Raw genomic sequence first — 22,600 nt, 5'->3', positions numbered from 1 at the left:
CGTCCTCCTTACGCTGCCCAGATCTTGCAGAGAGTCGCTTTGGTCTCCTGCATCTGGGTCACTGAATCATAGCCATAGGTCTGGGCGGTGTTCGTGCTTTCACCCAGTACGTACGGGTCGGCGCCTTTCGGGTATTTCTCCCTCAGGTCCGCGCCCTGGAAATGGCCGCCAAAGTGGAAGGGCATGAAGGCCACGCCGGCACCGACCCTTTCGGTCAGCATCGCCATCACCTTGACCTTGCCGCCCTCGGGACCTTCGACCCAGACCTGCGATCCGTCGCGAATGCCAAGGTTGTTGGCGTCACGCGGATTGATCTCGACGAACATGTCCTGCTGCAGTTCAGCCAGCCACGGGTTCGACCGTGTCTCGTCGCCGCCACCTTCATATTCGACCAGACGACCTGACGTCAGGATTATCGGGTAATCCTTTGAAAAGTCGTTCTTCTGGATCGAAGCATACAAGGTCGGCAAGCGATAGTCGTGCCGATCCTCGTAGGTGGGATAGTCGGCCACCAGATCGCGCCGTGGCGTGTACAGCGGCTCACGGTGCAGCGGGATCGGATCCGGGAAGGTCCAGACCACTGTACGGGCCTTGGCGTTGCCGAAGGGCGCACAGCCATGCTTGATGGCCACCCGCTGGATGCCGCCCGACAGGTCGGTCTTCCAGTTGGTCTTGGGCCCGGCCACGGCGTCGATGGCCGCGCGTTCCTCGGCCGTCAGGTCGCCATCCCAGCCCAGATCCATCAGCATCTGCATGGTAAATTCAGGATAACCGTCCTGAATCTCGGAACCGACGCTGTAGACCCCTTCGGCCAGCAGGTTCTGCCCGTCACGCTCGACGCCGAAACGTGCGCGGAAGGTCAGGCCGCCCTCGGCCACCGGTTTGGACATGTCATAGAGGTTTGGCGTCCCCGGATGCCCCATCTCGGCGGTGCCCCAGCAGGGCCAAGGCAGGCCGTAGTATTCGCCGTCATTCGGACCGCCCACGGCCTGCAGCGTCGTTCTGTCGAACGTGTGCTGGTTGGCCATATGGCTTTTGATCCGCTCTGGCGACTGACCGGTATAGCCGATCGTCCACAGCCCCGCGTTGAACTCGCGCGTGATGCTTTCCACATTCGGGGTTTCGGGGTCCTCCATCTCGATATTGCGGAAGAGCCGGTCGGCCCAGCCGAACTTGTTGGCGAACTTGGCCATGATGACCTCGTCCGGCAGGCTTTCGAACAGCGGATCGACCACCTTGTCGCGCCACTGCAACGACCGGTTCGACGCCGTGACCGAGCCACGGGTTTCGAACTGCGTGCAGGCCGGCAGCAGATAGACGCCATCGGTCCGGTCATGCAGGACGGCGGAAACGGTGGGATACGGGTCGATCACGACCAGCATGTCCAGCTTTTCCATCGCCGTCTTCATTTCGACCATCCGGGTCTGCGAGTTGGGCGCGTGGCCCCACAGAACCATGGCGCGGACATTGTTTGGCTGATCCATGTTTTCGGGATCTTCCAGAACACCGTCGATCCAGCGCGACACCGGGATGCCACGCTCGTTCATCAGCGGCTTGTCCTTGCCGTCCTTGTCCTTGATCGTGTCGAACTGTCCTTTCAGCCAGTCCAGATCCTCGCCCCAGACACGCGCCCAGTGACCCCATGCGCCTGCAGACAGGCCGTAATAGCCGGGCAGGGTGTGGGACAGAACGCCAAGGTCGGTTGCGCCCTGCACGTTGTCATGGCCGCGGAAGATGTTGGTGCCGCCGCCAGAGGTGCCCATGTTGCCCAACGCCAACTGCAGCACGCAATAGGCGCGCGTGTTGTTGTTGCCGTTGGTGTGCTGGGTTCCGCCCATGCACCAGATCACGGTGCCAGGACGGTTGTTGGCCAGCGTCCGCGCCACACGCTTGAGCTGCGATCCCGGCACGCCGGTGACGCGCTCGGTCTCGTCGGGGGTCCAGTTGGCGACCTCTTCGCGGATCTGGTCCATACCCCAGACACGGGTGCGGATGAACTCTTTGTCTTCCCAGCCGTTGTCGAAGATGTGCCACAAGATGCCCCAGATCAGCGCCACGTCGGTGCCGGGGCGGAAGCGGACATATTCGTCGGCATGGGCCGCGGTGCGCGTGAAGCGCGGGTCACAGACGATCAGCGGGGCATTGTTCTGCTCTTTCGCGCGCAGGACGTGCAGCAGCGAGACGGGGTGAGCCTCGGCCGGGTTGCCGCCGATGATGAAGATCGCCTTGGAATTGTGGATGTCGTTGTAGCTGTTGGTCATGGCGCCGTAGCCCCATGTATTCGCAACACCCGCAACGGTGGTCGAGTGGCAAATCCGCGCCTGGTGGTCCACGTTGTTGGTGCCCCAGTAGGCCGCGAACTTGCGGAACAGATAGGCCTGTTCGTTGTTGTGCTTGGCCGAACCCAACCAATAGACGCTGTCAGGCCCGCTTTCCTCGCGGATGCTCATCATGCCGTCGCCGATCTCGTCGATCGCCTGTTCCCAGCTGATGCGCTTCCACTCACCACCCTCTTTCTTCATCGGGTATTTCAGGCGGCGTTCGCCGTGGGCGTGTTCCCGGACCGAAGCCCCCTTGGCACAGTGAGCACCAAGGTTAAACGGGCTGTCCCAACCGGGTTCCTGCCCAATCCACACGCCGTTCTGCACCTCGGCAACCACGGTACAGCCGACCGAGCAATGCGTGCAGACGGATTTGATGTTCTTGACAGCCGTATTGGCTGCGGTCTGGGCGCTGGCGGGCGACACGGTTCCACCCGTGGCGCTGATCGCGGCCAGGCCGCCGATCGTCAGGCCCGAGCCACGCAGGAACGCGCGGCGATCGACGCTCTTTTCGCCGATTTGGGACAGGATACTTGTCCGCTGGGGGCGTCTCGCAACCCCGTTGGTCTTTTTCCTAAGCATTTCCTTCCTCCCTTGCTGGCCATGCTGATCATGGCTGGCTTGGTGTTTCGAAATCGACGTCAGGGCCAATCGCAACCGTCAGCCGAGTGTGACCACGTCCGGACCTGCGCCGGGCGTCGCCGAGGCGGCCTAGAAGCGCGCGCTGTCGAAATAGGCGCGGGTATGCGCCGTGTCCTGAATGCGGGTCTCGTCCGAGGGTTGCTCGGCCGCTTCGACCTCGGTTCCCAGGCTGGCCGCTGCAACGGCTGCCGGGGCCGCGGTGCCCGCCAGTTTCAGGAAGTCGCGGCGGCTGGCGCCGCTCTCCTTGGTCTTGCTCATGGGATCCTCCTTTCCCATTTGCGGTTCAGCGCCCGCCGGGGCGCCAGCGAATGACGGCCGCCTAATGCGTCGTCATGCGGAAGGCCTCGCGTTCGATCTCCATGAAAACCCGGCCGGCTGTGCCGACCGAGGCATAGAGAACCGAATGCTCGGCTGCTTCCAGGTCCGAGAAAAAGTGCTCGGCCCAGGGACCGATATGCTTGTTCCAGAACGTCTTTTGATCTTCCAACGCGGCCGGGCCGCCGAAACGGCCGACGATCATGCCGCCCATCATCTCCATCAGCGAGGCGATGTTGTCTTCGGGTTCGAACACGTTTGCCGCCCGGGTGATGCCCCGCGCAGCCATGTCGTTGCGCAACTGCGCAAGCGGTTTCTCGTTCAGGAAACCGGTCAGGTAGAAGCTGGCATAGGGCAGCAGTTCTCCGCGCCCAAGCCCGATGAACAATGCGTTGAACTCGCGCTCGGCAGCTTCGGGCTTGGTCACTTTGGCCACGCGGGCCATGGCCTGAATGGCCTGGCCCAGATCGGTCTCGTCCCCCGACAGCGCCGCGATCTGGCTCAGCAGGGTCTGGTCGGGCGGTGTGGCTAGCAGCAGGCCCAGGAAGTTGTAGAAATCCGCGCGCAGACGGTCCTCGGGGGAAATCTCGAACGCCTGCGGGTCGCGAATGTTCATCGGGTCATCCTTCGAATTCGAATTTCATGCGCCGCGGGGCCGGGGTGCGCTCGTCCTCATCCGGTTGGATGGCGTCTGCCACTTCGACAAGGGGCGCGGGCTCGGCTTCAGGTTCGAGCGGTTCGGTTGCCGGCACGGCTTCGGCCTCGACCGGTTGTTCCTCGGCTTGCTTCTGCTCGGCCAGCGCCTCGATGTGGCGCAACATGCCTTTGCCCACCTGATAAGCCGTCTGCAGGTTTTCGACCACGCAGGCGGCGTCGGTGTAGTCCTCGCCGTAGTCGACCAACCCGTCCACATTCGCCAGCACCGGGTTCAACCTCCACAAGCGCCGCAACGCGCGGCGGCGCAGACGGTCTGGCACTGCCTTGGCCATGAAGCCCGAAACATCGTCGCCCGCCTGCAGCAAGTCGGGGTCGGGCAGGTCAAGCTCGGCCAAAATCTCGGCGTCGGTCTTTTCTTCCAGTTCGGCCTGCTGCGCGGCGATCTCCTGCGCGGTCAGGGCCTCTTGTTCGGCGAGCGCTTCGGCCTGCACGGCGGCCTTGCGGCGGGACCAGAAATCCTGTCGAGCGCTCATTGCACGGCCCTCCGCGGGGCGCGGTAGACATCCGAGGCCTGCCGGATGCGCGAATCGCCCTTGCCGTCTTCCACAAGATCCACCCGTTTCTTGTCGCGGCGGCGTTTGACGAACACCTCATCGCGGTGATGGGCCAGAGTGAAATCGCGCACCCAGGCAATCAGGCCTTCGGTCATCGGGATCTTTTCCACGATCTCTTCGCCGGTATCTGCATAGTCCTGCCCCTCGTAGGGCGAGGCGGTGATCAAAAACGCGTTCAGCGGACGATCGCCTTCGGCATCTTCGCGCAGGACAAGGTAAACGGACGGCTGGCTGTCCGAGAGATTGGCCATATAGGCCTCGGTTTCGTCGGACCAGAGTTTCAAGGGCAGGGTGGCGGCGTGGTATTCGACCGCGTCGCCCTCGCGGCGCAGTTCGACCCAGTCAGCGGGTGGGGCGCCAGGCAGCACCGCGACCGCGCGCCAATTCCACCGGGCCCAGCGCGTAACCCCCGGTGTCTTGCGCACGACGACGCCAACCGGCATTTCGATCTGTTTTGCGGCCTCGGCCACTTTGATCCTCCCCGGAAAAGCTCTCCCCTGCTTTCCCTTTGGTTCACTATGGTACACAAATGGGCCACGTGCCAAGCCCGCAGCGGCCTGAAGGGTGGTGATTTGGAAAAAAAGTCGTCGCAAATGGGTCGCGGCGACGATCAGCCGGCGATGGCGGACGATACACAGTTTCTGACCGGAACCGGCCGCCACACGTTGCATGAGCGGCGTTTGGGTCTAAGGTTAGGGGCAAGGAAGAAATGCGGGGGGAACATGGTCACCAAACTGGTCTTGTGCAATTGCGCCGGAAGTCAGGCCCTGGACGGGCAGGGGATATCGGCTGCTTGCGGCGCTGAATGCAGCAAGGTCCATACGGCCCTGTGCACCACCGAACTGACCGCTGCGGCAAAGCTGATGCAGTTGGATGACCAGATCGTCATCGCCTGTGGGCAAGAGGCTCAAGTGTTCCGCGAACTGGCCGAGGAACTGGGCGTGGATCACCCTGGCTTTGTCGATTTGCGCGACCGGGCCGGCTGGTCCGAGCAGGGGCGGGCGGCGTTGCCCAAGATGGCCGCCCTGGCGGCCGAGGCTCTGTTGCAGCAGCCGATCACGCCCAGCGTGGATGTCATCAGCGAAGGGACTGCCTGCATAATCGGGCCGGGTGCGGTTGCGTTTGACCTGGCCCAGCGACTGTCGGACACGATGGCGGTGACGGTGGTCGTCACCGATGATGCGCAGCCTGACAGCCGGGCCTATGACGTGGTGCGCGCGCGGGTCCGGTCGGTCTCGGGGGCGCTGGGCGGGTTCACCCTGCGGTTGGATGCGTTGCAGCAGATTGATCCGGCCGGACGCGGCGCGTTTGCCTGGACCCCGCCGCGCGACGGTGCGGTGTCGGCCTGCGATGTGCTGATCGACCTGGCGGGGGGTACGCCTTTCGTGACGGCTCCCGACAAGCGCGAAGGTTACCTGCGCGCCGATCCGCGCGATGCTGTGGCGGTTGCCCGACAGACCTTTGACGCGGCGCAGCTGGTCGGGACCTTCGAAAAACCGCTGTATGTCCGGCTCGAAGAAACATTGTGCGCCCATTCACGGGCCGGGCAGGTGGGCTGTTCCAACTGTCTGGACATCTGTCCCACCGGTGCCATCACCCCGGCCGGAGATCACGTGGCCATCGATCCGATGGTCTGCGCGGGCTGCGGTGAATGCGCGGCCTTGTGCCCCTCGACCGCGATCAGCTACGAGGATCCGCCGGTGGCGGCCCTGCTGGCGCGGATGCAGACCTTGGCGGCGGCCTACCGTCGGGCCGGAGGGCGTGCTCCGCGCCTGTTGGTGCATGATGCCCACGGGGCCGAGATGATCCGACTGGCCGCGAGGTTCGGGCGCGGGCTGCCCGCCGATGTGATTCCGCTGGAACTGGGTGTGGTGTCCGGCTTTGGACATGCCGAGATGCTGGCTGCCTTGGCTCATGGCTTTGCCCGGGTCGACATCCTGCTGGCCCCGACGACCGAGCGGGATGCGTTGGAGCGCGAACTGCCGCTGGCGCTGGCCATCGCCGGAACCGACGTCGTTGGAGTGATCGATGAATCCGATCCCGATGCGCTGGCCGATCTGCTCTATGCGCAGGACGTGCCGCAGCCATTGGCCCAGCCGGTTCTGCCGCTGGGCAACCGGCGCCAGATTACGCGGTTGGCGGCGAAGGCGCTGCGCCCCGATGCGTCTCAGCCGATTCCTCTGCCGGAACACGCACCCTATGGCGCGGTGGCGGTGGACACCGAGGCCTGCACCCTGTGCCTGAGTTGCGTGTCGCTGTGCCCGTCAGGCGCATTGATCGACAATCCCGACATGCCACAGCTTAACTTTCAGCAGGATGCCTGCCTGCAATGCGGGCTGTGCAAGACCATCTGTCCCGAAAGCGCGATCACCCTGGTGCCCGAACTGGACCTGAGCGACCGTGCGCTGTCGCCGCGTGTTCTGAACGAGGAAGAGCCCTTTGCCTGCATCGAATGCGGTGCTCTGTTCGGGGTGAAATCGACGGTCGAGCGGATCATGGAGAAGCTGGCCGGCAGCCACCCGATGTTCGCCTCGTCCGAGCAGGCGAAGATGATCCAGATGTGTGACGATTGCCGTGTGCAGGCGCAGTTTCACAGCGAGGATAACCCATTTGCCTCAAAGCCCAAGCCCAAGGTCGTCACCACCGATGACTACTTCAGCAAGCGCAAGGATCACTGAAGTTTGAGCGGGGCCCCCAGATCGGCCGCGCGGATGACCGAGACATAGGCGAGGATCGCCTCAAGCTCGTCTTGCGTCAGCCTCAGCGGGTGAATGGGCGAGGGGCGTTCGGGGTCGAAGGGCGCAGTGATCCCCTCGATCTGGGTAAAGGACGGGTGCGGGTTCAGGGCGAAGAACGCCTGGAACCGGTTCGACCAATCCGGCATCGCGCGCAGCACCGCAAAGGACGGCGTGGAGCCCAACCCGTTCATCCGGTTCTGCGGGCCAATCACATGACAGCGCCCGCAATGGGTCAGCGACAACTTTTCGCCCAGCAAGGCGTCGCCTTCGATGGCATCCGACTCGGGCGCAGCGACCGTTTCGAAACTGGCCGAGAACGGGCCGCCCTCGGCCGGTGCAAAGCTTTCGACGGTGCGCTTGCCCACGTCGGACAACAGCCAATCCTGAAAGCGGGCCTGCCGCGGGTCGTCCTGAATGCGCAGATGATAGATGTCGCCGCCGCGCTGAAACACCGGCTGCCCCGGTGGCCCGACCGCCAGAACCATCGCGCCCGCATCAACCGCGACAACGCGAATTCCGGTCTTGAGCGAGAAGCGCGGAAGAATATGTTTCAAAAGACCCGAGCGTGCGACATCCTCGGGCGCGGCCAAGCCAATCTCCTCCTGCGACCAAGAGGGGCTGGCGAAGAGCGTCAGGCTGAGGCACAAAAGAACAAAGCGCATGGCCCAGCCTAACGGCGACAGGGTGAATGCGTCAAATGAACGAACAAGACGGAGACACACGGCGATGAGCAGCGATTACAACATGTCGATGCGCAAATTCCTCAAACAGGTTGGCGTGACCAGCCAGCAGGCCATCGAAGACGCGCTGCGCAAAGCGGGCGATCCGGCGGGCAAAAGCTTTGAGGCCAAGATGGTCCTGACGATCGACGGTCTGGATGTCGAACACGTGGTGACCGGCCAGATCAAGGACGGCGACGCATGAGCATCCGCGACGCGGTTCTGGCGAACCTGAAAAAGATCACAGACCCGGTGTCGGGGCAGGACATCGTAAGCGCGGGTGTTGTTCGCGCGCTGAATGTTGAGGGCGATACCGTGCGCTTCGTACTGGAAATCGACCCGAGGAATGCCGAGAAGATGGAACCGGTGCGCGCCACCGCCGAAAAGGCGGCGCAAATGGTCGACGGGGTGACCAAGGTCTCAGCCCTGCTGACTGCGCACTCCGACAAGGCGCCGCCGGATTTGAAACCCAAGCCCAAACCCTCGCAGACAGGGCCGCAGGCGGTGCCGGGGGTTGACCGGATCATCGCCGTGGCCTCGGGCAAGGGCGGGGTCGGAAAGTCGACCGTCTCGGCCAACCTGGCCTGTGCGCTGGCGGCCGAAGGGCGGCGGGTTGGTCTGCTGGATGCCGATGTGTACGGCCCTTCGCAGCCGCGCATGCTGGGCGTGTCGGGACGGCCGGCCAGCCCCGATGGCAAGACCATCCTGCCGCTGCGCAATCACGGCGTCACCATGATGTCGATGGGGTTGATGACCAACGAAGGTCAGGCGGTGGTCTGGCGCGGTCCGATGCTTATGGGCGCGTTGCAGCAGATGATGAGCCAGGTGCAGTGGGGCGCGTTGGACGTGCTGATCGTCGACCTGCCGCCCGGCACCGGTGACGTGCAGCTGACGCTGAGCCAGAAGTTCAAGGTAGACGGCGCCATCGTCGTCTCGACCCCGCAAGACGTGGCCCTGATCGACGCGCGCAAAGGCATCGACATGTTCCGCCAGCTGAAAACGCCGATCGTCGGCATGATCGAGAACATGTCCACGCATATCTGCTCGCACTGCGGGCACGAGGAACACGTGTTCGGCCATGGGGGTGTCGCCGCAGAAGCCGCCGAACTGGGGGTGCCGTTGCTGGGGGAAATTCCGCTGCATCTGGATATCCGCGTGGCCGCTGATGGCGGGGCACCGATCGTGGTCAGCAAACCCGATAGCCCGCAGGCCGAGGCCTTCCGCAAGATCGCCCGCGATCTGATCGCTAAGGGCAAGGCATGACGCAGCCGGTCTTTCCGCCGTTGCTGTCCGGGCACCCGGTGCAGGGTGGGGAAGATCCGTTCGACCATGCGCAGGCCATGGCGGCGCTGGGCTGCGATGCGGGCAGCGTCGTCTACAACATCCAGGCGGATCGCGTGCGCGCGGCCATCGTGTTTGCGCCAGAGGTGCCATTGCAGGACGCCATGGCCATGCTGCCGCTGTGCGCCGTCGGGTTTCAGAACGCGCTGGGCGCGCTGGCTCCGCCCGAGGTGGCGGTGCATCTGGGCTGGGATGGTCCGATTTTCGTCAACGGGGCCCGCTGCGGCCGATTTCGTGTGGCCGCGTCGACATCCGATCCGGAAACCGTGCCCGACTGGCTGGTCGTCGGCTGGGAACTGGCTTTGCTGCAAACCGGGGACGAGCCCGGCAAGTCGCCCGATGTGACGGCCCTGTATGATGAAGGCTGCGCGGAAGTGTCCCCGGTGCAGCTGGTCGAAAGCTGGTCGCGTCACATGCTGACCTGGCTGAACCGCTGGTCCGAGGATGGCAACGCGCCGTTGCACGGGGAATGGATGGGCTTGCTGCAGGGCGTCGGAGAGCCTTATGGTGATCGCGGCGTGTTTCTCGGGGCCGATGAGCGGTTCGGCATGCTGTTGCGGAACGGGGCGGACACGCAGCTTGTTCCGTTGACCCATCTGTTGGAGGACGCCCATTGAACCTGGCCCGCGCCATTCATTTCGACGAAAGCGACCTGAACGTCTTTCACTCGCCCGCCCGAACGGGCGAGTGGTGCATCTCGGGCGGGTTCGAATTTTCGAACTGGGGCGAGGCCGACCTGGCCGGCAAGGCGCGTCAGGCATTTGCCAATGGGTGGCTGGGGCTTGAAACCTTCGGGCGCGTGACCTTCGTGGCGGTGACGCAGATCGAACCGGCCGAGATGGAGCGGCTGGCCACCAACCTGGCCGAGCATTTCGTGCGCCTTTACGGCGCGCCGTCGGTCGAGGCGGCGCTGGACGTGGCCCGTGCCGAGTTGGCCCATATGTCCGAGATGTGTGACGATCATGCACCCAACACCCTGCTGACCGTTGCCCGCAGCCTGACCGAGTCCGGTGTTCACGAGGCTTTTCGGGTCATCACGCCGCAAGAGGCCGAGTTGGAGGCCTTTGCCGTGCACGGGTCATTGGACGAATGAACAGAGTTCGGGCCTGTCAATCATGCCGGGTGGCGGCTCAATCCACAAGCTTGGGGTGACGCTCAAGCTTGATTGGCCCGAACTCGGTGCACGTTGGGTCAGTGCTGTAGCCGAGCAATTCGAACTCGTGGCGAAACACATGCGCAACGCGCTCGATGGTTTCGGGTTCATAGTAATCCATATAGTGTCCACGTTTCGATTTGTTCACATGCGGCAGCCGGGTCTTCACCCCGATAAATCCGGCGATCTCGTCAAAGCTTTCGCTGATCGTCTCGAATCGTCCAATCCGGCTCACCAGTTGCCGTTTTTTTTTGTCCATCAAGAACTGGGTTTGAAATCGTACGGGCCGATCGGGATTGAACGTGTCCAGAATGTAGTCGCGAAAGGTCATGCCCTGCACTTCTTTATGTCTCGGGTGAATGCTGGTCTGCTGCATATATGAAAACAGCGAAACAAGCAGGTCATAGGGATTGCGGACGAAGGCGAAGCTCTTCATTTGCCAGTAGTGATCGCCGAAATGCTCAAGATACTCTTGGGCGGTTGCGTGGTTTGCAAGGGGCTGGAAGCTGTCCGGATCAAAGACCCGCCGACCGATTACGCGTTTGCTCACACTGTTCGCCCACCGATGGTACATCGAGGCCCGATCAAGCGAATGACGCAAGCAATAGCTGACGGAGCTTCCCGCCGTTTTCGGGATGTGTACGAAGATGAACTGTTTTTTGGTGCTGATCATAAGCTATTTCCGAAGTTTCTTCAGGTTGCTCGGGACGCGGATCACATCAGATCGTCGAATCCTCCGAACTGGCCGCGCTTGAATATCAGTCCTTTGCCAGGCCGGACCATGACGTTTTCGACCAGGCCGACGAGGATCGCGTGGTCGCCGGCCGGATGACGGGCGAACAGCGAACAGTCGAACCGGGCAAGGCAGGTGTCCAGCAGGGGACGACCGCGATCGTCCGCATGCCATTCGGTATGCGAGAAATCCCGGCCATCGCGGGCAAATCGCAAGGCAAGCTCCTGTTGATCCTGCGCCATCACATGGATCGCATAGTGCTGCGCGTCATGGAAGGCTTCGAACCGGTTCGATTCATTGCCCAAACACCACAGCACCAAAGGCGGATCCAGAGAGACCGAAGCAAAGGAGTTGACGGTTATCGCCGCCGGACCGCTAGGAGTTGCGGTTGTGACGACGGTGACGCCCGTGCCGAAACAGCCCAGCGCCTCGCGAAAGGCCAGGGAGTTCTCGGGGCCGGGTTTGAATGTCTTTGCTGTCATTTCATGCGCGTCCAGTGCTCGGCCCCGGGGTGCCATGCCGAAGCGGAATTGTCCACGAAAAGCTGTATCGCGATCAATAGGCTGAGTCAGTTCAGGTCTTCCAGCAACCGACCGTGCTTGCGGGTTTCTGCAATCACGTCGCCGAAGGTCTGCATTCCGCGCGCGGCCAGCATAGGCAGCATGCGCACCAACGCTTCAGCCGTCGCAACCGCATCCCCCAAAGCCGTGTGACGGAGCGTCTCGGGGATTTCCACGCCCAGTCTTTCGCACAAAGCGTCGAGCGTATGGGTTTCGCTGGCTCCGAACAGGACCGCCGACAGCAGAACAGTGTCAAGAATGGGGTGATCCCACTCGACCTGCATCCGCTTCGCGTGGCGCCTCAGAAAGGCCATGTCGAAGGGGGCGTTATGGGCCACGACCACCGCGTCGCGGGCAAAATGGTGGAACTTGCGGCCGGCGGTCACGATATCTGGTGCATCCTGCACCATGCGGTCGCTGACCTTGTGGACCTTGGTCGAAGCGGGTGGAATCGGAACGCCCGGATTGACCAGCGTGTCGAACTGCTCGCCCTCGACGATGCGCCCCTTGACGACACGGACGGCGCCGATCTGCACGATCTCGTCCTTGTGCGGCAGCAAACCGGTGGTTTCGGTGTCGAAGACCACAAAGCACAGTTGCGACAGGGGGCGGTTCTCAAAAGCTTCGTCGCCGGGGGTGTCCAGAAGGTCGAAATCATAGACCAGAGGGCGCGCGGCCTCGGGCGGGATGCGGGCGACGCTGTCTTCGAAGATCAGCATATAGCCTGGCGCATCGCCCAACGGCTTCATGCGTGCCGTGTAGGTCTGCCGTCCGTCCACGCTGGCGAGGGTGCAATAGACATCCATGCCGGTTTTCGCCAGCTTCTCATAAGCGTCCAGCAGAGGTTTGCGTTCGAGATAGTCGAACAGCGAGGCGTTCAGACGGGGATGGGCGATCTGCGCCAGAACCTCGGCGGCCTGCGCGTCGTACAGAACGATTTGGTGGTTTGGCCCCGCCAGAAGCATTGCGACCGGGATCTCGGACAGGAGCGCGGTCAAGTGCTCTTTTTCCGAGGCGAGATGAGCGGTTTCGGCAGCCACGGCCTCGGCGGTGGACAGGGCGGTGCTGGCCAGTCGTTCGGCCAGGCTGGCGGCGGCGGGGGCCAGATCACCCAGATAGCGCGCCGCCTGCAGGTCGAGATCGGTATCCACCCCCGCATGTGCACGTGCGCGCAACTGCGCCGACAGGCGTTCGATCGGTTTGGCCACGTTGTCGTCGAACAGCAGCCAGACACCAGCGACCAGCCCCAGCAAGCCAAACGAGATCATCAGGCCGCTGAACACGAAGGCGCTGGTCATGTCCGCGGGGTCGGCCCGGCGCAGGCCAAGCCAAAGCGCGATCAGGGTGATGGCGATGCCTCCCGCGGCAAGCAAGCAGAAGAACAGAAAAATTCTCAGGCGCAGGCTCAGGCGGGTCAGCATGGTCAGGCTCCGCAGGTGGCAGACACGACGGGATCATCCGCTCCGACCGGAAGCCAGTCGGCGCCGATCAACCGACCGTCGGCGTCAAACGCGGCGCCGTCCGCCAAGCTGGCCCGTCTGTGGTTGGCGCAGTCAACGGCAATAGGCATGTTGGATATCGGGGCCCAGCGGCCAAAGAAATACATCTCGACCAGCCGTTGTTCGGGCACCTTGGGATTGGTCCTCAGCGTTGCCGTATCCACGGCGGCAAACCTGTCGACATACGGAACGGCATAGGTCCAGGGGCGATAGAGCGCGCGGCTTTCGACCTCTTGCACGACGGTCAGGCCCTCGGGCAGGGCGTCACGGGTGCGGTCGTACCAGGAATACTCGCTGACGATCGTGACCGCGATCATGCCCAAACCGGCCGCAACCGGAGCCGACCATTTCGGCAGACGGCCACCGGTCAGTCGGTTCAGCCCCATCACGAGGCCCGCGATGGCAAAGCCCGCAAAGATCGTGCCGATCAGCTCAAGAAACATCTTCCTCCTCCGTTCTTCCTGCCGGGGTCTTTACCCCAGCATCCCCTTGCCGTGCCCGACCGCGGATTGCATCGTTTTTACCACGACAAACGCGTCCCGAAGATGACTTCGCTCAAAGTCCGACAGTTCCGACGGCGCAAGATAGTTGTCGGGCTTGTCGCCATTCCTGATCTGTTTGACCTGATGGTTCAACCGGGTTTCCGCGATCAGGTCGTAGGCATCCAGCAGGTCCCGCGCGCCCGACGGGCTGAGCACCCCTGCGGCCTCGGCTGCCTTGAGGCGCGCGCGGGTGTTTACCTCGGTCAATTCACCCTGCAGGCTGTAGACGCGGCCCAGATCGACCACCGGCACCACGCCGTTGTGCTTGAGGTCCAGCGTGTTGCGGTGCTCGCCCGAGCGGATCGTGGCGATCCCGCGCAGCAGGCCCAGTGGCGGCGTGTGCTTCAGAGAATTTGAGATCATGTGCGCCACGAAGATCGAGTTCGCCCGGGCCGCGCGCAGGGTTTCGGCCTGCAGGTCGGAAAACAGCTCGAACCGGCCACCGATGGGGCGCAGGTCGAACATTACCGAGGCCAGCATTTGCGCCTCGGGATTGGGCTTGGCGATCCAGCCTTTGAAATATTCGCGCCAGACCCGGACCGGCTGCCGCCAGCGCGGATTGGTCGCCATCATGTCACCGGGGCAATAAAAATACCCACAGGTATCCAGCCCGTCGGACACGAACTTCGCAAGCGCCTCGAAATAGGGCAGGTCGGCATCGGTGACGCTGTCATCTAACATAAGGCAATTGTCCTGATCGGATACGCCCGTCTGTTCCTGTCGACCCTGCGAGCCACAAGCCAGCCACAGATAGGGGACGGGCGCCGGGCCGAGTTTCTGCTCGGCCAGCGCCAGCAACCGGCGCGTCGCGGCGTCGGCGATGTCGGTGATCAGGCGGGTAACGATCTCGTGCCGGTTGCCCGCCGCCACCAGTTGCACCAGCAGGTTCGGGATCTCGGCCGTGACCGCGGCCATCTCGGTCGCCGACCTGGCCTGCGCGATGCGGCTGACCAGCTCGGCCGAGCTGACGGCCTGGAACCGGGTCAGGTCGGTCTGGGTAACGATCCCGACCAGGCGCCCGCCTTCGGTGATGGGGATATGGCCGATACCGCATTCCAGCATCGCGTGCAGAACGTCCGAGCCGATAGCGCCGGGCGACAGGGTCAGCGGGTCCGGGGTCATGATCTGTGACACCGGGGTCGTCGGGGGCAGGGCGCCCGCCACGACCTTGCCCGACAGGTCCCGAACCGTGGCAATGCCGCGCAGCGCACCGCGCTGGGTGATGCAGACCGACGAAATGCCCCGGTCACGCATCAGGCGCGCGGCTTCCTGAACGGTCGTGTCCGGGGTGCAGGTGGCCGGCTTGCGCGCCATCAGGGTTTCCACCCGTGTGGTGGCCAGCGATTGCTGTTCGGGCCGCAAGGGGCGGGCCCGGTTGAAGAATTTGGCGACGACGACGTGGCGCTTGAGCAGCTCTGAAAACAGGTCGGTGGGGATAATCAGCAGAACCGAGGGCGCGTCAGCCGTTGCCATGGTCACCGCGCGTCCGTCGCGCATCAGCCCACGCTCGCCAAACGAGTTGCGCAGGCCCAGATGGGATACGACCGCGCCGTTTTCGTCGGTGATCTCGACCTGGCCTTCGTAGATGATGAACAGGCCGGGCAACTGCGCGCTGCGGTGATAGATGACGGTGCCCTTTGGGATTTCGCGCGCTTCGATCCGGGCCGCGATGTCGGCCAGTTCCTCGACCGGCAGCGCGTCATAGGGGTGCACGGATTTCAGGAACCGGGTAATCTGATCAGGTGAAAGCGCCATGGGTTCGCCCGTCCGCTGGAATGAAAAGCCCCGCCCGGGGTTTAGCCGGGCGGGAAAAGTTGGTCGAGGGAAACGGCCCGTGATGCATCATCGCGAACCGCATCCGGCTCAGTGATCCTGAGCCGCGCCCGCACCACGGGGAATGCGTACGCTTTCGACCAGATCCTTGATCTCCTGCGGGGTTTCCTTGGTCATGCCGGCCACCACATAGGCGACGCCGAAGTTGACCATGGCGCCGATCGCACCGAACGAGGTCGATTTGATCGGACCCAGCAGCGGGTCTGCATCGGTGAACGAGTTGGTGCCCGGAATGAACAGCCAGCCCTTGTGCAGGAAGATGTAGACCAGGGTGACGGTCAGACCAGCCAGCATGCCCGCGACCGCGCCGGTGTTGTTGATGCGGGTCGAGAAGATCCCCATCATCAGCGCCGGGAAGATCGAGGCCGCCGCCAGACCGAAGGCCAGCGCCACGGTTTGCGCCGCAAAGCCCGGAGGGTTGAGGCCCAGATAGGTGGCAACCACGATGGCCACGGCCATTGCGATCCGCGCCGCCAGAAGCTCGCCCTTTTCCGAGATGCTCGGGTTGATCGAGCCCTTGATCAGGTCGTGCGACACCGCCGACGAGATTGCCAGCAGCAGGCCCGCAGCGGTCGAAAGCGCAGCCGCAAGACCACCGGCCGCGACCAGACCGATCACCCAACCCGGCAAGTTGGCGATTTCGGGGTTGGCCAGAACCAGGATGTCGCGGTTGAAGTTGGTCAACTCGTTGCCGACCCAGCCTTTTTCCTCGGCAAGCGCCTGCATGTCGGCGTTCTGATCGTTGTAGTACTGGATCTTGCCGTCGCCGTTCTTGTCTTCCCAGTCCAGCAGGCCGGTTTTCTGCCAGGTCGCCATCCAGTCATACCGGGCATCGTTGTCGATCTGCTCCAGCGATACAGCGCCGCCTTCGATGCCACCGTTCGGCCACATCATGTCGGTGATGTTCAGACGGGCCATGGCGCCAACCGCGGGGGCGGTCAGGTACAGCAGCGCGATGAACACCAGCGCCCAACCCGCCGACCAGCGGGCGTCCGACACTTTGGGAACGGTGAAGAAGCGCATGATGACGTGGGGCAGGCCGGCGGTGCCGATCATCAGCGACAGGGTAAATAGAACCATGTTCAACGTGTTCGCGTGATGGGCGGTGTATTCGGCAAAGCCTAGCTCGGCCACGATGGCGTCCAGCTTGGTCAGCAGCGGCTCACCGCCGGCGGTGTCGCCGAACAGGCCCAGGGCCGGGATCGGGTTACCTGTCAGCTGCAGCGAGATGAAGATCGCCGGGATCGTGTAGGCGGTGATCAGCACGCAGTACTGAGCGACCTGAGTATAAGTCACGCCCTTCATGCCGCCGAACACCGCGTAGGCGAACACGACGCCCGCGCCGATCAGCAGACCGGTGGTGTTCGACACCTCAAGGAACCGGCCAAAGGCCACGCCCACGCCGGTCATCTGGCCGATCACGTAGGTGACCGAGGCCACGATCAGACAGATCACCGCCACGACGCGCGCGGTCTGGCTGTAGAAGCGATCGCCGATGAACTCGGACACGGTGAACTTGCCAAACTTGCGCAGATAGGGCGCAAGCAGAAGCGCCAGCAGCACATAGCCGCCGGTCCAGCCCATCAGGAATGAGCTGTTGTCATAGCCAGTAAAGGCAATCAGACCCGCCATCGAGATGAACGAGGCCGCCGACATCCAGTCGGCCGCCGTGGCCATGCCGTTGGTGACCGGGTGAACGCCGCGACCGGCGGCGTAGAATTCCGATGTGGACCCTGCGCGGGCCCAGATCGCGATGCCGATGTAGAGCGCGAACGACGCGCCCACAAACAGCAGGTTGATGGTAAACTGATCCATTGTCCCCTCGCTCCCTTATTCTTCGTCGACGCCGAATTCGGCATCCAGCTTGTTCATGCGCCAGGCGTAGAAGAAGATCAGCGCCAGAAAGACCAGGATCGAGCCTTGCTGCGCGAACCAGAAGCCCAGATCGGTGCCGCCGACGGCGATACCTGCCAGCAGGGGGCGCAGCAGAATGCCGAACCCGAACGACACCAGCGCCCAGATGATGAGGCTGATGTAGATGAGACGCAGGTTTGCCTGCCAATAGCCCTTGCCGGCTTCGGCAGTCTGCGCGGAGTTTGTTGAATGATCCGCCATTGCGGTTTCCTCCTTGCTTCCTCCTGGGTGGTCCATTGCCCTTGTCCTCCGAAACGCCGGGCCACCCTTCGATTGGGCCTGACCGCCGGGGGCGGCGTCAGGCAAAGCTCCTCTGGTCCGCCAAGGCGGTTCCAGTGAAGAAACGTAATTCGGGGGCTTGCCTTTCCCCTTTAGCGCATCGCCTCCCCCACGATGCCTTCAAGGCCGCGGGCGATCTCTTCGATCTGACCCATGGCATTCAGCCGCTTCAATACGCCCTGACGCTGGTAATAGTCGATCAGGGGCGCGGTCTGTTCGTGATAGGCCGCCAGCCGCGAGGCAACGGTTTCCGCGTTGTCGTCGGCACGCCGGCTGAAGGCGGTGCCGCCGCACTTGTCGCAGACGCCTTCGACCTTTGGCTGCTTGAACTGGTCGTGATAGCCCTCGCCGCAATTGGCGCAGGTATAGCGGCCGGCGATACGGGTCACCATCTCGGCGTCCTCGACCTCGAGGCTGATGGCCGCGTTCACCTTCTGGCCGTTTTCCGACAGCAGCTTGTCCAGCGACTCGGCCTGAACCGTGGTGCGCGGAAAGCCGTCAAGGATGACACCGCGCGCGCAGTCGGGTTCGGCCAGACGGTCGCGCAGGATCGCGATGACGATGTCGTCGCTGACCAGGCCACCGGCCTCCATCACCGCCTTGGCGGCCTTGCCAGCCTCGGTTCCGGCGGCCACGGCGGCGCGCAGCAGGTCGCCGGTGCTGAGTTGCACCAGACCGAATTTATCTTCGAGCATGCGGGCCTGCGTGCCCTTCCCGGCGCCCGGAGGGCCGAGAAGGATCAGGACGGCGGGCTTGGTGATCGTATCAGCCTGCATCATGCCCTCACTTGTTGGCCCGGTTTTCGATCAGATCTTCGACCACCGAAGGATCGGCCAGGGTCGAGGTGTCGCCTAGCGAACCAAAGTCGTTTTCGGCGATCTTGCGCAGGATGCGGCGCATGATCTTGCCCGAGCGCGTCTTGGGCAGGCCCGGGGCCCACTGGATTACGTCGGGGCTGGCGATCGGGCCGATCTCCGTGCGGACCCACTGGCGCAACTCCTTGCGCAGCTCCTCCGTGGGCTCGCGATCGTTCATCAGGGTGACGTAGCAATAGATGCCCTGTCCCTTGATGTCGTGTGGATAGCCCACCACGGCGGCTTCGGCCACGGCCGGGTGCGCCACCAGCGCGCTTTCGACCTCGGCGGTGCCCATGCGGTGGCCCGAGACGTTGATCACGTCATCGACGCGGCCGGTGATCCAGTAATCCCCGTCCTCGTCGCGGCGGCAGCCGTCACCGGTAAAGTAATAGCCCTTGTAGTCCGAGAAATAGGTCTTCTCGAACCGCTCATGATCGCCCCAGACGGTACGCATCTGGCCCGGCCAGCTGTCCTTGATGCACAGCACGCCTTCGACCCCGTTGCCGGTGATCTCGACGCCAGACTGCGGGTCCAGCACGACGGGCTGAACACCAAAGAAAGGTTTCATCGCCGACCCGGGTTTGGTCGCATGCGCGCCGGGCAGGGGGGTCATCATGTGGCCGCCGGTCTCGGTCTGCCACCAGGTGTCCACGATCGGGCATTTCCCCTTGCCGACGACCTCGTGGTACCAGGTCCAGGCCTCGGGGTTGATCGGCTCGCCCACGGTTCCCAAGATGCGCAGGCTGGACAGGTCGCATTTCTCGACGAACTCGTTGCCCTGACCCATTAGCGCGCGGATCGCGGTGGGGGCGGTGTAGAACTGGTTGACCTTGTGCTTTTCGCAGACCTGCCAGAACCGCGAGGCGTCGGGATAGGTCGGCACGCCTTCGAACATCAGCGTGGTCGCGCCATTGGCCAGCGGGCCATAGACGATATAGCTGTGCCCGGTGACCCAGCCCACGTCCGCCGTACACCAATAGATGTCGCCGTCATGGCAATCGAAGGTGATCTCATGCGTCATCGAGGCATAGACCAGATAGCCGCCGGTGGTATGCACCACGCCTTTGGGCTGGCCGGTCGAGCCCGAGGTGTAGAGGATGAACAGGGGATCTTCGGCGTTCATCTCGGCCGGGGCACAGTAATCGTCGGCCTCCAGCGCCATTTCGTTGTAGTCAAAGTCGCGCCCCTCGATCCAGGTGGTCTGGCCACCGGTGCGCTTGACCACCAGGCACTTCACCGTGTCCTTGCAGTGCAGCAGGGCAGCGTCGGCATTCGACTTCAGCGGGGTCTTGCGGCCACCGCGCGGCGCCTCGTCGGCGGTGATGATGACCTTGGCGTCACAGCCATTGACCCGGGCCGCCAGCGCGTCGGGCGAGAAGCCGGCAAACACGATCGAGTGGATCGCGCCGATGCGGGCGCAGGCCAGCATGGCATAGGCGGCCTCGGGGATCATCGGCAGATAGATCACCACCCGGTCGCCCTTGCGCACGCCCATCGACTCCAGAATGTTGGCCATCCGGCAGGTGCGGCGGTGCAGCTCGGCATAGGTGATGTGCTGGGCTTCGTCATTCGGATCGTCCGGTTCCCAGATGATCGCGGTCTGATCGCCCCGGGTCTTGAGGTGTCGGTCCAGGCAGTTGGCCGAGACGTTCAGCGTGCCGTCAGCGAACCAGTTGATCTTGACCGAGCCGAAATCGTAGTTGACGTCCTTGACCTTGGAATAGGGCTTGATCCAATCGATCCGCTTGCCGTGCTCGCCCCAGAATGCCTCGGGGTCGCTGACCGACTCCTCATACATCCGGGCGTATTTTTCGGCGTCCACATGGGCGCGGGCTACGGTTTCGGCGGATGGCGGATAAACCTTGGTTTCTGCCTGGGCAGCGCTGGTCATACTGAGGCTCCTCCCTCTGACTGGATACTTCGATGGATCAAGTTTGCCCCTTCCTTGGGCATCGTCGATCCGCTTCTTCCCCGCGATGGATAATACGGCATCACGAAAAGAAAGAAATAAATTGCCGTAATCCTTGGATTTGTTTGTAAACAAATTTCTCGATACAGTTGCGAATTGTAAAAATTGTCTATGTTCCCAAGATCTGGGTATCTGTAAAACAACGAAATTTTCTCCGTGATTTTGTAAACGATGTCATCGTGCAGTTTCTTCCCGTCATGGGGAAGCCTGCCCCGGTGCAATTCCCGCACGGCGTGTCCATTGCCCGACTGTTGGAGCGCTGGTCGGAACGGGGGCTTGGCACATTCACATGTTGGCGCTAGCTTGACCCCAAGCGCCCCGGGAGGGGGTGTGCCAAAGGGAGAGATTATGATGAACAAGATGTTGAGCGGCGCGGCGATCGCCGCCTTGGCCGTGTCTTTCGTGACCGAAGCGGCCGCGACGGAATGGAACGCGTCGGTCTGGGGCAAGCGCCGTGCTTTCACCGAACATGTGGAAAAGCTGGCCGAACTGGTCAGCGAGAAGACCGATGGCGCCTTTACCATCAACGTCAGCTATGGTGGCCTGTCCAAACCCAGGGAAAACTTGGACGGGATCGAGATCGGCGCCTTCGAGATGGCCCAGTTCTGCGCGGGTTATCACCGCGACAAGAACCGCGCGATCACGGTGCTGGAACTGCCGTTCCTGGGTGTGAACACGCTGGACGAAGAGGTCGCGGTCAGCCATGCGGTCTATGACCACCCTGCGGTCAAGGACGAGATGGCACAGTGGAATGCACGCATCCTAATGACCTCGCCGATGCCGCAGTACAATCTGGTCGGCAAGGGTGAGCCACGGGATGAGCTGTCTGAGTTTGAAGGCATGCGCGTGCGCGCGACCGGTGGCATCGGCAACGCGTTCGAGTCGGTAGGCGCGGTGCCCACGTCGGTGCCCGCTACCGAAGCCTACAACGCGATGCAGTCCGGCGTCGTCGATACCGTGGCCTTCGCCCAGCATGCGCATCTGTCCTTCGGCACCATCAACGAGGCGGACTGGTGGACCGCGAACCTGAACCCGGGCACGGTGAATTGCCCGGTCGTGGTGAATATCGACGCCTACGAGGCGCTGCCGTCGGAACATCGCGAGGCTCTGGACAGCTCGATCGACGAAGCCATTGCGCATTATCTCGCGAACTATGGCGAGTTGCTCAAGAAATGGGACAGCGTTCTGGAAGAAAAGGGCGTGCAGAAGGTGATGATCGACGACGCGGTTCTGGCCGAGTTCCGGGCCAAGGCGGCCGACCCGATCCGCGAACAGTGGATCGCCGACATGTCGGCCCAGGGCCTTCCGGCGCAAGAGCTGTATGACCTGGTGCAATCCACGCTCAAGCAGCAGCGCGGCGGCAACTGACACCACTGACCGGGGGCGCATCGGCCCCCGGTTTTTTTCCAGATAGGGGACGACCGGATGGCAGGACAGGCCACCGTGCTGGAAGACGGCAGTTTGCTTAGTCGTCTTGACCGGCATTTGCTGAAACTCGAACGTTTTCTGGCCTTGCTCAGTGGGGTTGCCGTGTTCGGATTGATGGTACTGGCCGTGATTTCCGTCAGCGGCCGAAACGCGGTCAATGCCCCCTTGCCGGGCTATGTCGACTGGATCGAGCAGGCCATGCCGCTGATTGCCTTCCTTGGGATCTCGTATGTGCAGCGAGAGGGCGGGCATATCCGAATGGACATCGTCATTGCGCGCCTGCACGGTCGTGCACTGTGGCTGTTCGAACTCGTCTCGGTTGTTCTGATCCTTGTCCTTATGGTGGCGCTGGTCTGGGGCAGTTGGGCGCATTTCGACCGGTCCTTCGATTTCGGCGTCCCGATGTGGAGCCGCGACAGTTCAATCGACATCGGTATCCCGATCTGGCCCGCCAAGCTGTTGGCGCCCGTTGCGTTTTCCGTCCTC

22 protein-coding genes are annotated in these 22,600 nt (G+C 63.0%); 7 read left to right on the top strand and 15 right to left on the bottom strand.

The window, feature by feature from the left end:
• Positions 1 to 8: 8 nt before the first annotated feature.
• From AC2FME_RS14060 to AC2FME_RS14040, 5 genes are all read right to left on the bottom strand, one after another.
• The gene (locus tag AC2FME_RS14060; protein ID WP_496800755.1) at positions 9 to 2,903 is read right to left on the bottom strand and encodes a formate dehydrogenase subunit alpha; all 2,895 of its coding nucleotides are present in this window, start codon (positions 2,901 to 2,903) and stop codon (positions 9 to 11) included.
• A gap of 129 nt (positions 2,904 to 3,032) precedes the next feature.
• Positions 3,033 to 3,221, bottom strand: a complete 189-nt coding sequence (locus AC2FME_RS14055) for a twin-arginine translocation signal domain-containing protein (protein ID WP_496679683.1) — start codon at positions 3,219 to 3,221, stop codon at positions 3,033 to 3,035.
• 61 nt (positions 3,222 to 3,282) lie between these two features.
• Complete coding sequence (locus AC2FME_RS14050; RefSeq protein WP_496800754.1) at positions 3,283 to 3,894, bottom strand: TorD/DmsD family molecular chaperone; 612 nt, start codon at positions 3,892 to 3,894, stop codon at positions 3,283 to 3,285.
• 4 nt (positions 3,895 to 3,898) lie between these two features.
• Positions 3,899 to 4,468, bottom strand: a complete 570-nt coding sequence (locus tag AC2FME_RS14045; protein WP_496800753.1) for a DUF3306 domain-containing protein — start codon at positions 4,466 to 4,468, stop codon at positions 3,899 to 3,901.
• Positions 4,465 to 5,019: a DUF3305 domain-containing protein gene (locus AC2FME_RS14040; protein WP_496800752.1), complete on the bottom strand. Its 555-nt coding sequence runs from the start codon at positions 5,017 to 5,019 to the stop codon at positions 4,465 to 4,467. Before AC2FME_RS14040 ends, AC2FME_RS14045 begins: the two co-directional genes overlap by 4 nt.
• Positions 5,020 to 5,271: 252 nt before the next feature.
• Between AC2FME_RS14040 and AC2FME_RS14035 the strand changes: the two genes are divergently transcribed.
• Positions 5,272 to 7,227, top strand: a complete 1,956-nt coding sequence (locus tag AC2FME_RS14035; RefSeq protein WP_496800751.1) for a 4Fe-4S binding protein — start codon at positions 5,272 to 5,274, stop codon at positions 7,225 to 7,227.
• Here AC2FME_RS14035 and AC2FME_RS14030 read toward each other — a convergent pair.
• Positions 7,221 to 7,949, bottom strand: coding sequence for a c-type cytochrome (locus AC2FME_RS14030; RefSeq protein WP_496687114.1), 729 nt, complete (start codon positions 7,947 to 7,949; stop codon positions 7,221 to 7,223). The two genes, AC2FME_RS14035 and AC2FME_RS14030, sit on opposite strands and share 7 nt — an antisense overlap.
• 64 nt (positions 7,950 to 8,013) lie before the next feature.
• On the opposite strand from AC2FME_RS14030, the gene AC2FME_RS14025 reads away from it, so the two are divergent.
• Genes AC2FME_RS14025 through AC2FME_RS14010 form a run of 4 tightly spaced genes read left to right on the top strand, consistent with a single transcriptional unit; the run spans position 8,014 to position 10,440 of the window.
• Complete coding sequence (locus AC2FME_RS14025) at positions 8,014 to 8,211, top strand: DUF6494 family protein (protein ID WP_496800750.1); 198 nt, start codon at positions 8,014 to 8,016, stop codon at positions 8,209 to 8,211.
• Positions 8,208 to 9,269 carry an Mrp/NBP35 family ATP-binding protein gene (locus AC2FME_RS14020; RefSeq protein ID WP_496800749.1) on the top strand — a complete coding sequence of 354 codons (1,062 nt, stop codon included), beginning with the start codon at positions 8,208 to 8,210 and terminating at the stop codon, positions 9,267 to 9,269. Before AC2FME_RS14025 ends, AC2FME_RS14020 begins: the two co-directional genes overlap by 4 nt.
• On the top strand, positions 9,266 to 9,964 hold the full coding sequence (locus AC2FME_RS14015) for a biotin/lipoate--protein ligase family protein (RefSeq protein WP_496800748.1): 699 nt from the start codon (positions 9,266 to 9,268) through the stop codon (positions 9,962 to 9,964). The genes AC2FME_RS14020 and AC2FME_RS14015 overlap by 4 nt, the downstream gene beginning before the upstream one ends.
• Positions 9,961 to 10,440 (top strand): DUF6505 family protein, encoded by a 480-nt coding sequence (locus AC2FME_RS14010; RefSeq protein WP_170437244.1) that lies wholly within the window; start codon positions 9,961 to 9,963, stop codon positions 10,438 to 10,440. Before AC2FME_RS14015 ends, AC2FME_RS14010 begins: the two co-directional genes overlap by 4 nt.
• A 37-nt stretch (positions 10,441 to 10,477) precedes the next feature.
• Here AC2FME_RS14010 and AC2FME_RS14005 read toward each other — a convergent pair whose 3' ends face one another.
• The 9 genes from AC2FME_RS14005 to acs form a co-directional block, all read right to left on the bottom strand.
• The gene (locus tag AC2FME_RS14005; protein WP_496800747.1) at positions 10,478 to 11,173 is read right to left on the bottom strand and encodes a sulfotransferase family 2 domain-containing protein; all 696 of its coding nucleotides are present in this window, start codon (positions 11,171 to 11,173) and stop codon (positions 10,478 to 10,480) included.
• A gap of 41 nt (positions 11,174 to 11,214) precedes the next feature.
• Entirely contained in the window at positions 11,215 to 11,715 is a 501-nt protein-coding gene (locus tag AC2FME_RS14000) for a flavin reductase family protein (RefSeq protein ID WP_496795908.1), read from the bottom strand.
• Between the two features lie 86 nt (positions 11,716 to 11,801).
• A complete protein-coding gene (locus tag AC2FME_RS13995) occupies positions 11,802 to 13,214 on the bottom strand; it encodes a 3'-5' exonuclease (protein WP_496679704.1) in 1,413 nt (470 codons plus the stop codon).
• Between the two features lie 2 nt (positions 13,215 to 13,216).
• Entirely contained in the window at positions 13,217 to 13,735 is a 519-nt protein-coding gene (locus tag AC2FME_RS13990) for a hypothetical protein (protein WP_496800746.1), read from the bottom strand.
• A gap of 30 nt (positions 13,736 to 13,765) precedes the next feature.
• Positions 13,766 to 15,589, bottom strand: coding sequence for a DUF294 nucleotidyltransferase-like domain-containing protein (locus AC2FME_RS13985; protein ID WP_496800745.1), 1,824 nt, complete (start codon positions 15,587 to 15,589; stop codon positions 13,766 to 13,768).
• A gap of 108 nt (positions 15,590 to 15,697) precedes the next feature.
• Positions 15,698 to 17,482, bottom strand: a complete 1,785-nt coding sequence (locus tag AC2FME_RS13980; RefSeq protein WP_496679709.1) for a sodium:solute symporter family protein — start codon at positions 17,480 to 17,482, stop codon at positions 15,698 to 15,700.
• 15 nt (positions 17,483 to 17,497) lie between these two features.
• Positions 17,498 to 17,782, bottom strand: coding sequence for a DUF4212 domain-containing protein (locus AC2FME_RS13975; protein ID WP_496679710.1), 285 nt, complete (start codon positions 17,780 to 17,782; stop codon positions 17,498 to 17,500).
• Between the two features lie 170 nt (positions 17,783 to 17,952).
• Entirely contained in the window at positions 17,953 to 18,636 is a 684-nt protein-coding gene (locus tag AC2FME_RS13970) for an adenylate kinase (protein ID WP_496679711.1), read from the bottom strand.
• Between the two features lie 7 nt (positions 18,637 to 18,643).
• Positions 18,644 to 20,608, bottom strand: a complete 1,965-nt coding sequence (acs, locus tag AC2FME_RS13965; RefSeq protein WP_496687121.1) for an acetate--CoA ligase — start codon at positions 20,606 to 20,608, stop codon at positions 18,644 to 18,646.
• A gap of 429 nt (positions 20,609 to 21,037) precedes the next feature.
• Here acs and AC2FME_RS13960 point away from each other — a divergent pair, with 429 nt between their 5' ends.
• The gene (locus AC2FME_RS13960; RefSeq protein ID WP_496687122.1) at positions 21,038 to 22,054 is read left to right on the top strand and encodes a C4-dicarboxylate TRAP transporter substrate-binding protein; all 1,017 of its coding nucleotides are present in this window, start codon (positions 21,038 to 21,040) and stop codon (positions 22,052 to 22,054) included.
• Between the two features lie 57 nt (positions 22,055 to 22,111).
• On the top strand, positions 22,112 to 22,600 hold a 489-nt coding region (locus AC2FME_RS13955; RefSeq protein ID WP_496800744.1), incomplete at its 3' end, for a TRAP transporter small permease subunit.

The sequence above is a fragment of the Ruegeria sp. BHSC026 genome, assembly GCF_059613065.1.
Note: the sequence above shows the minus strand (reverse complement) of the source record. Positions and strands in the feature narration are given on the sequence as shown.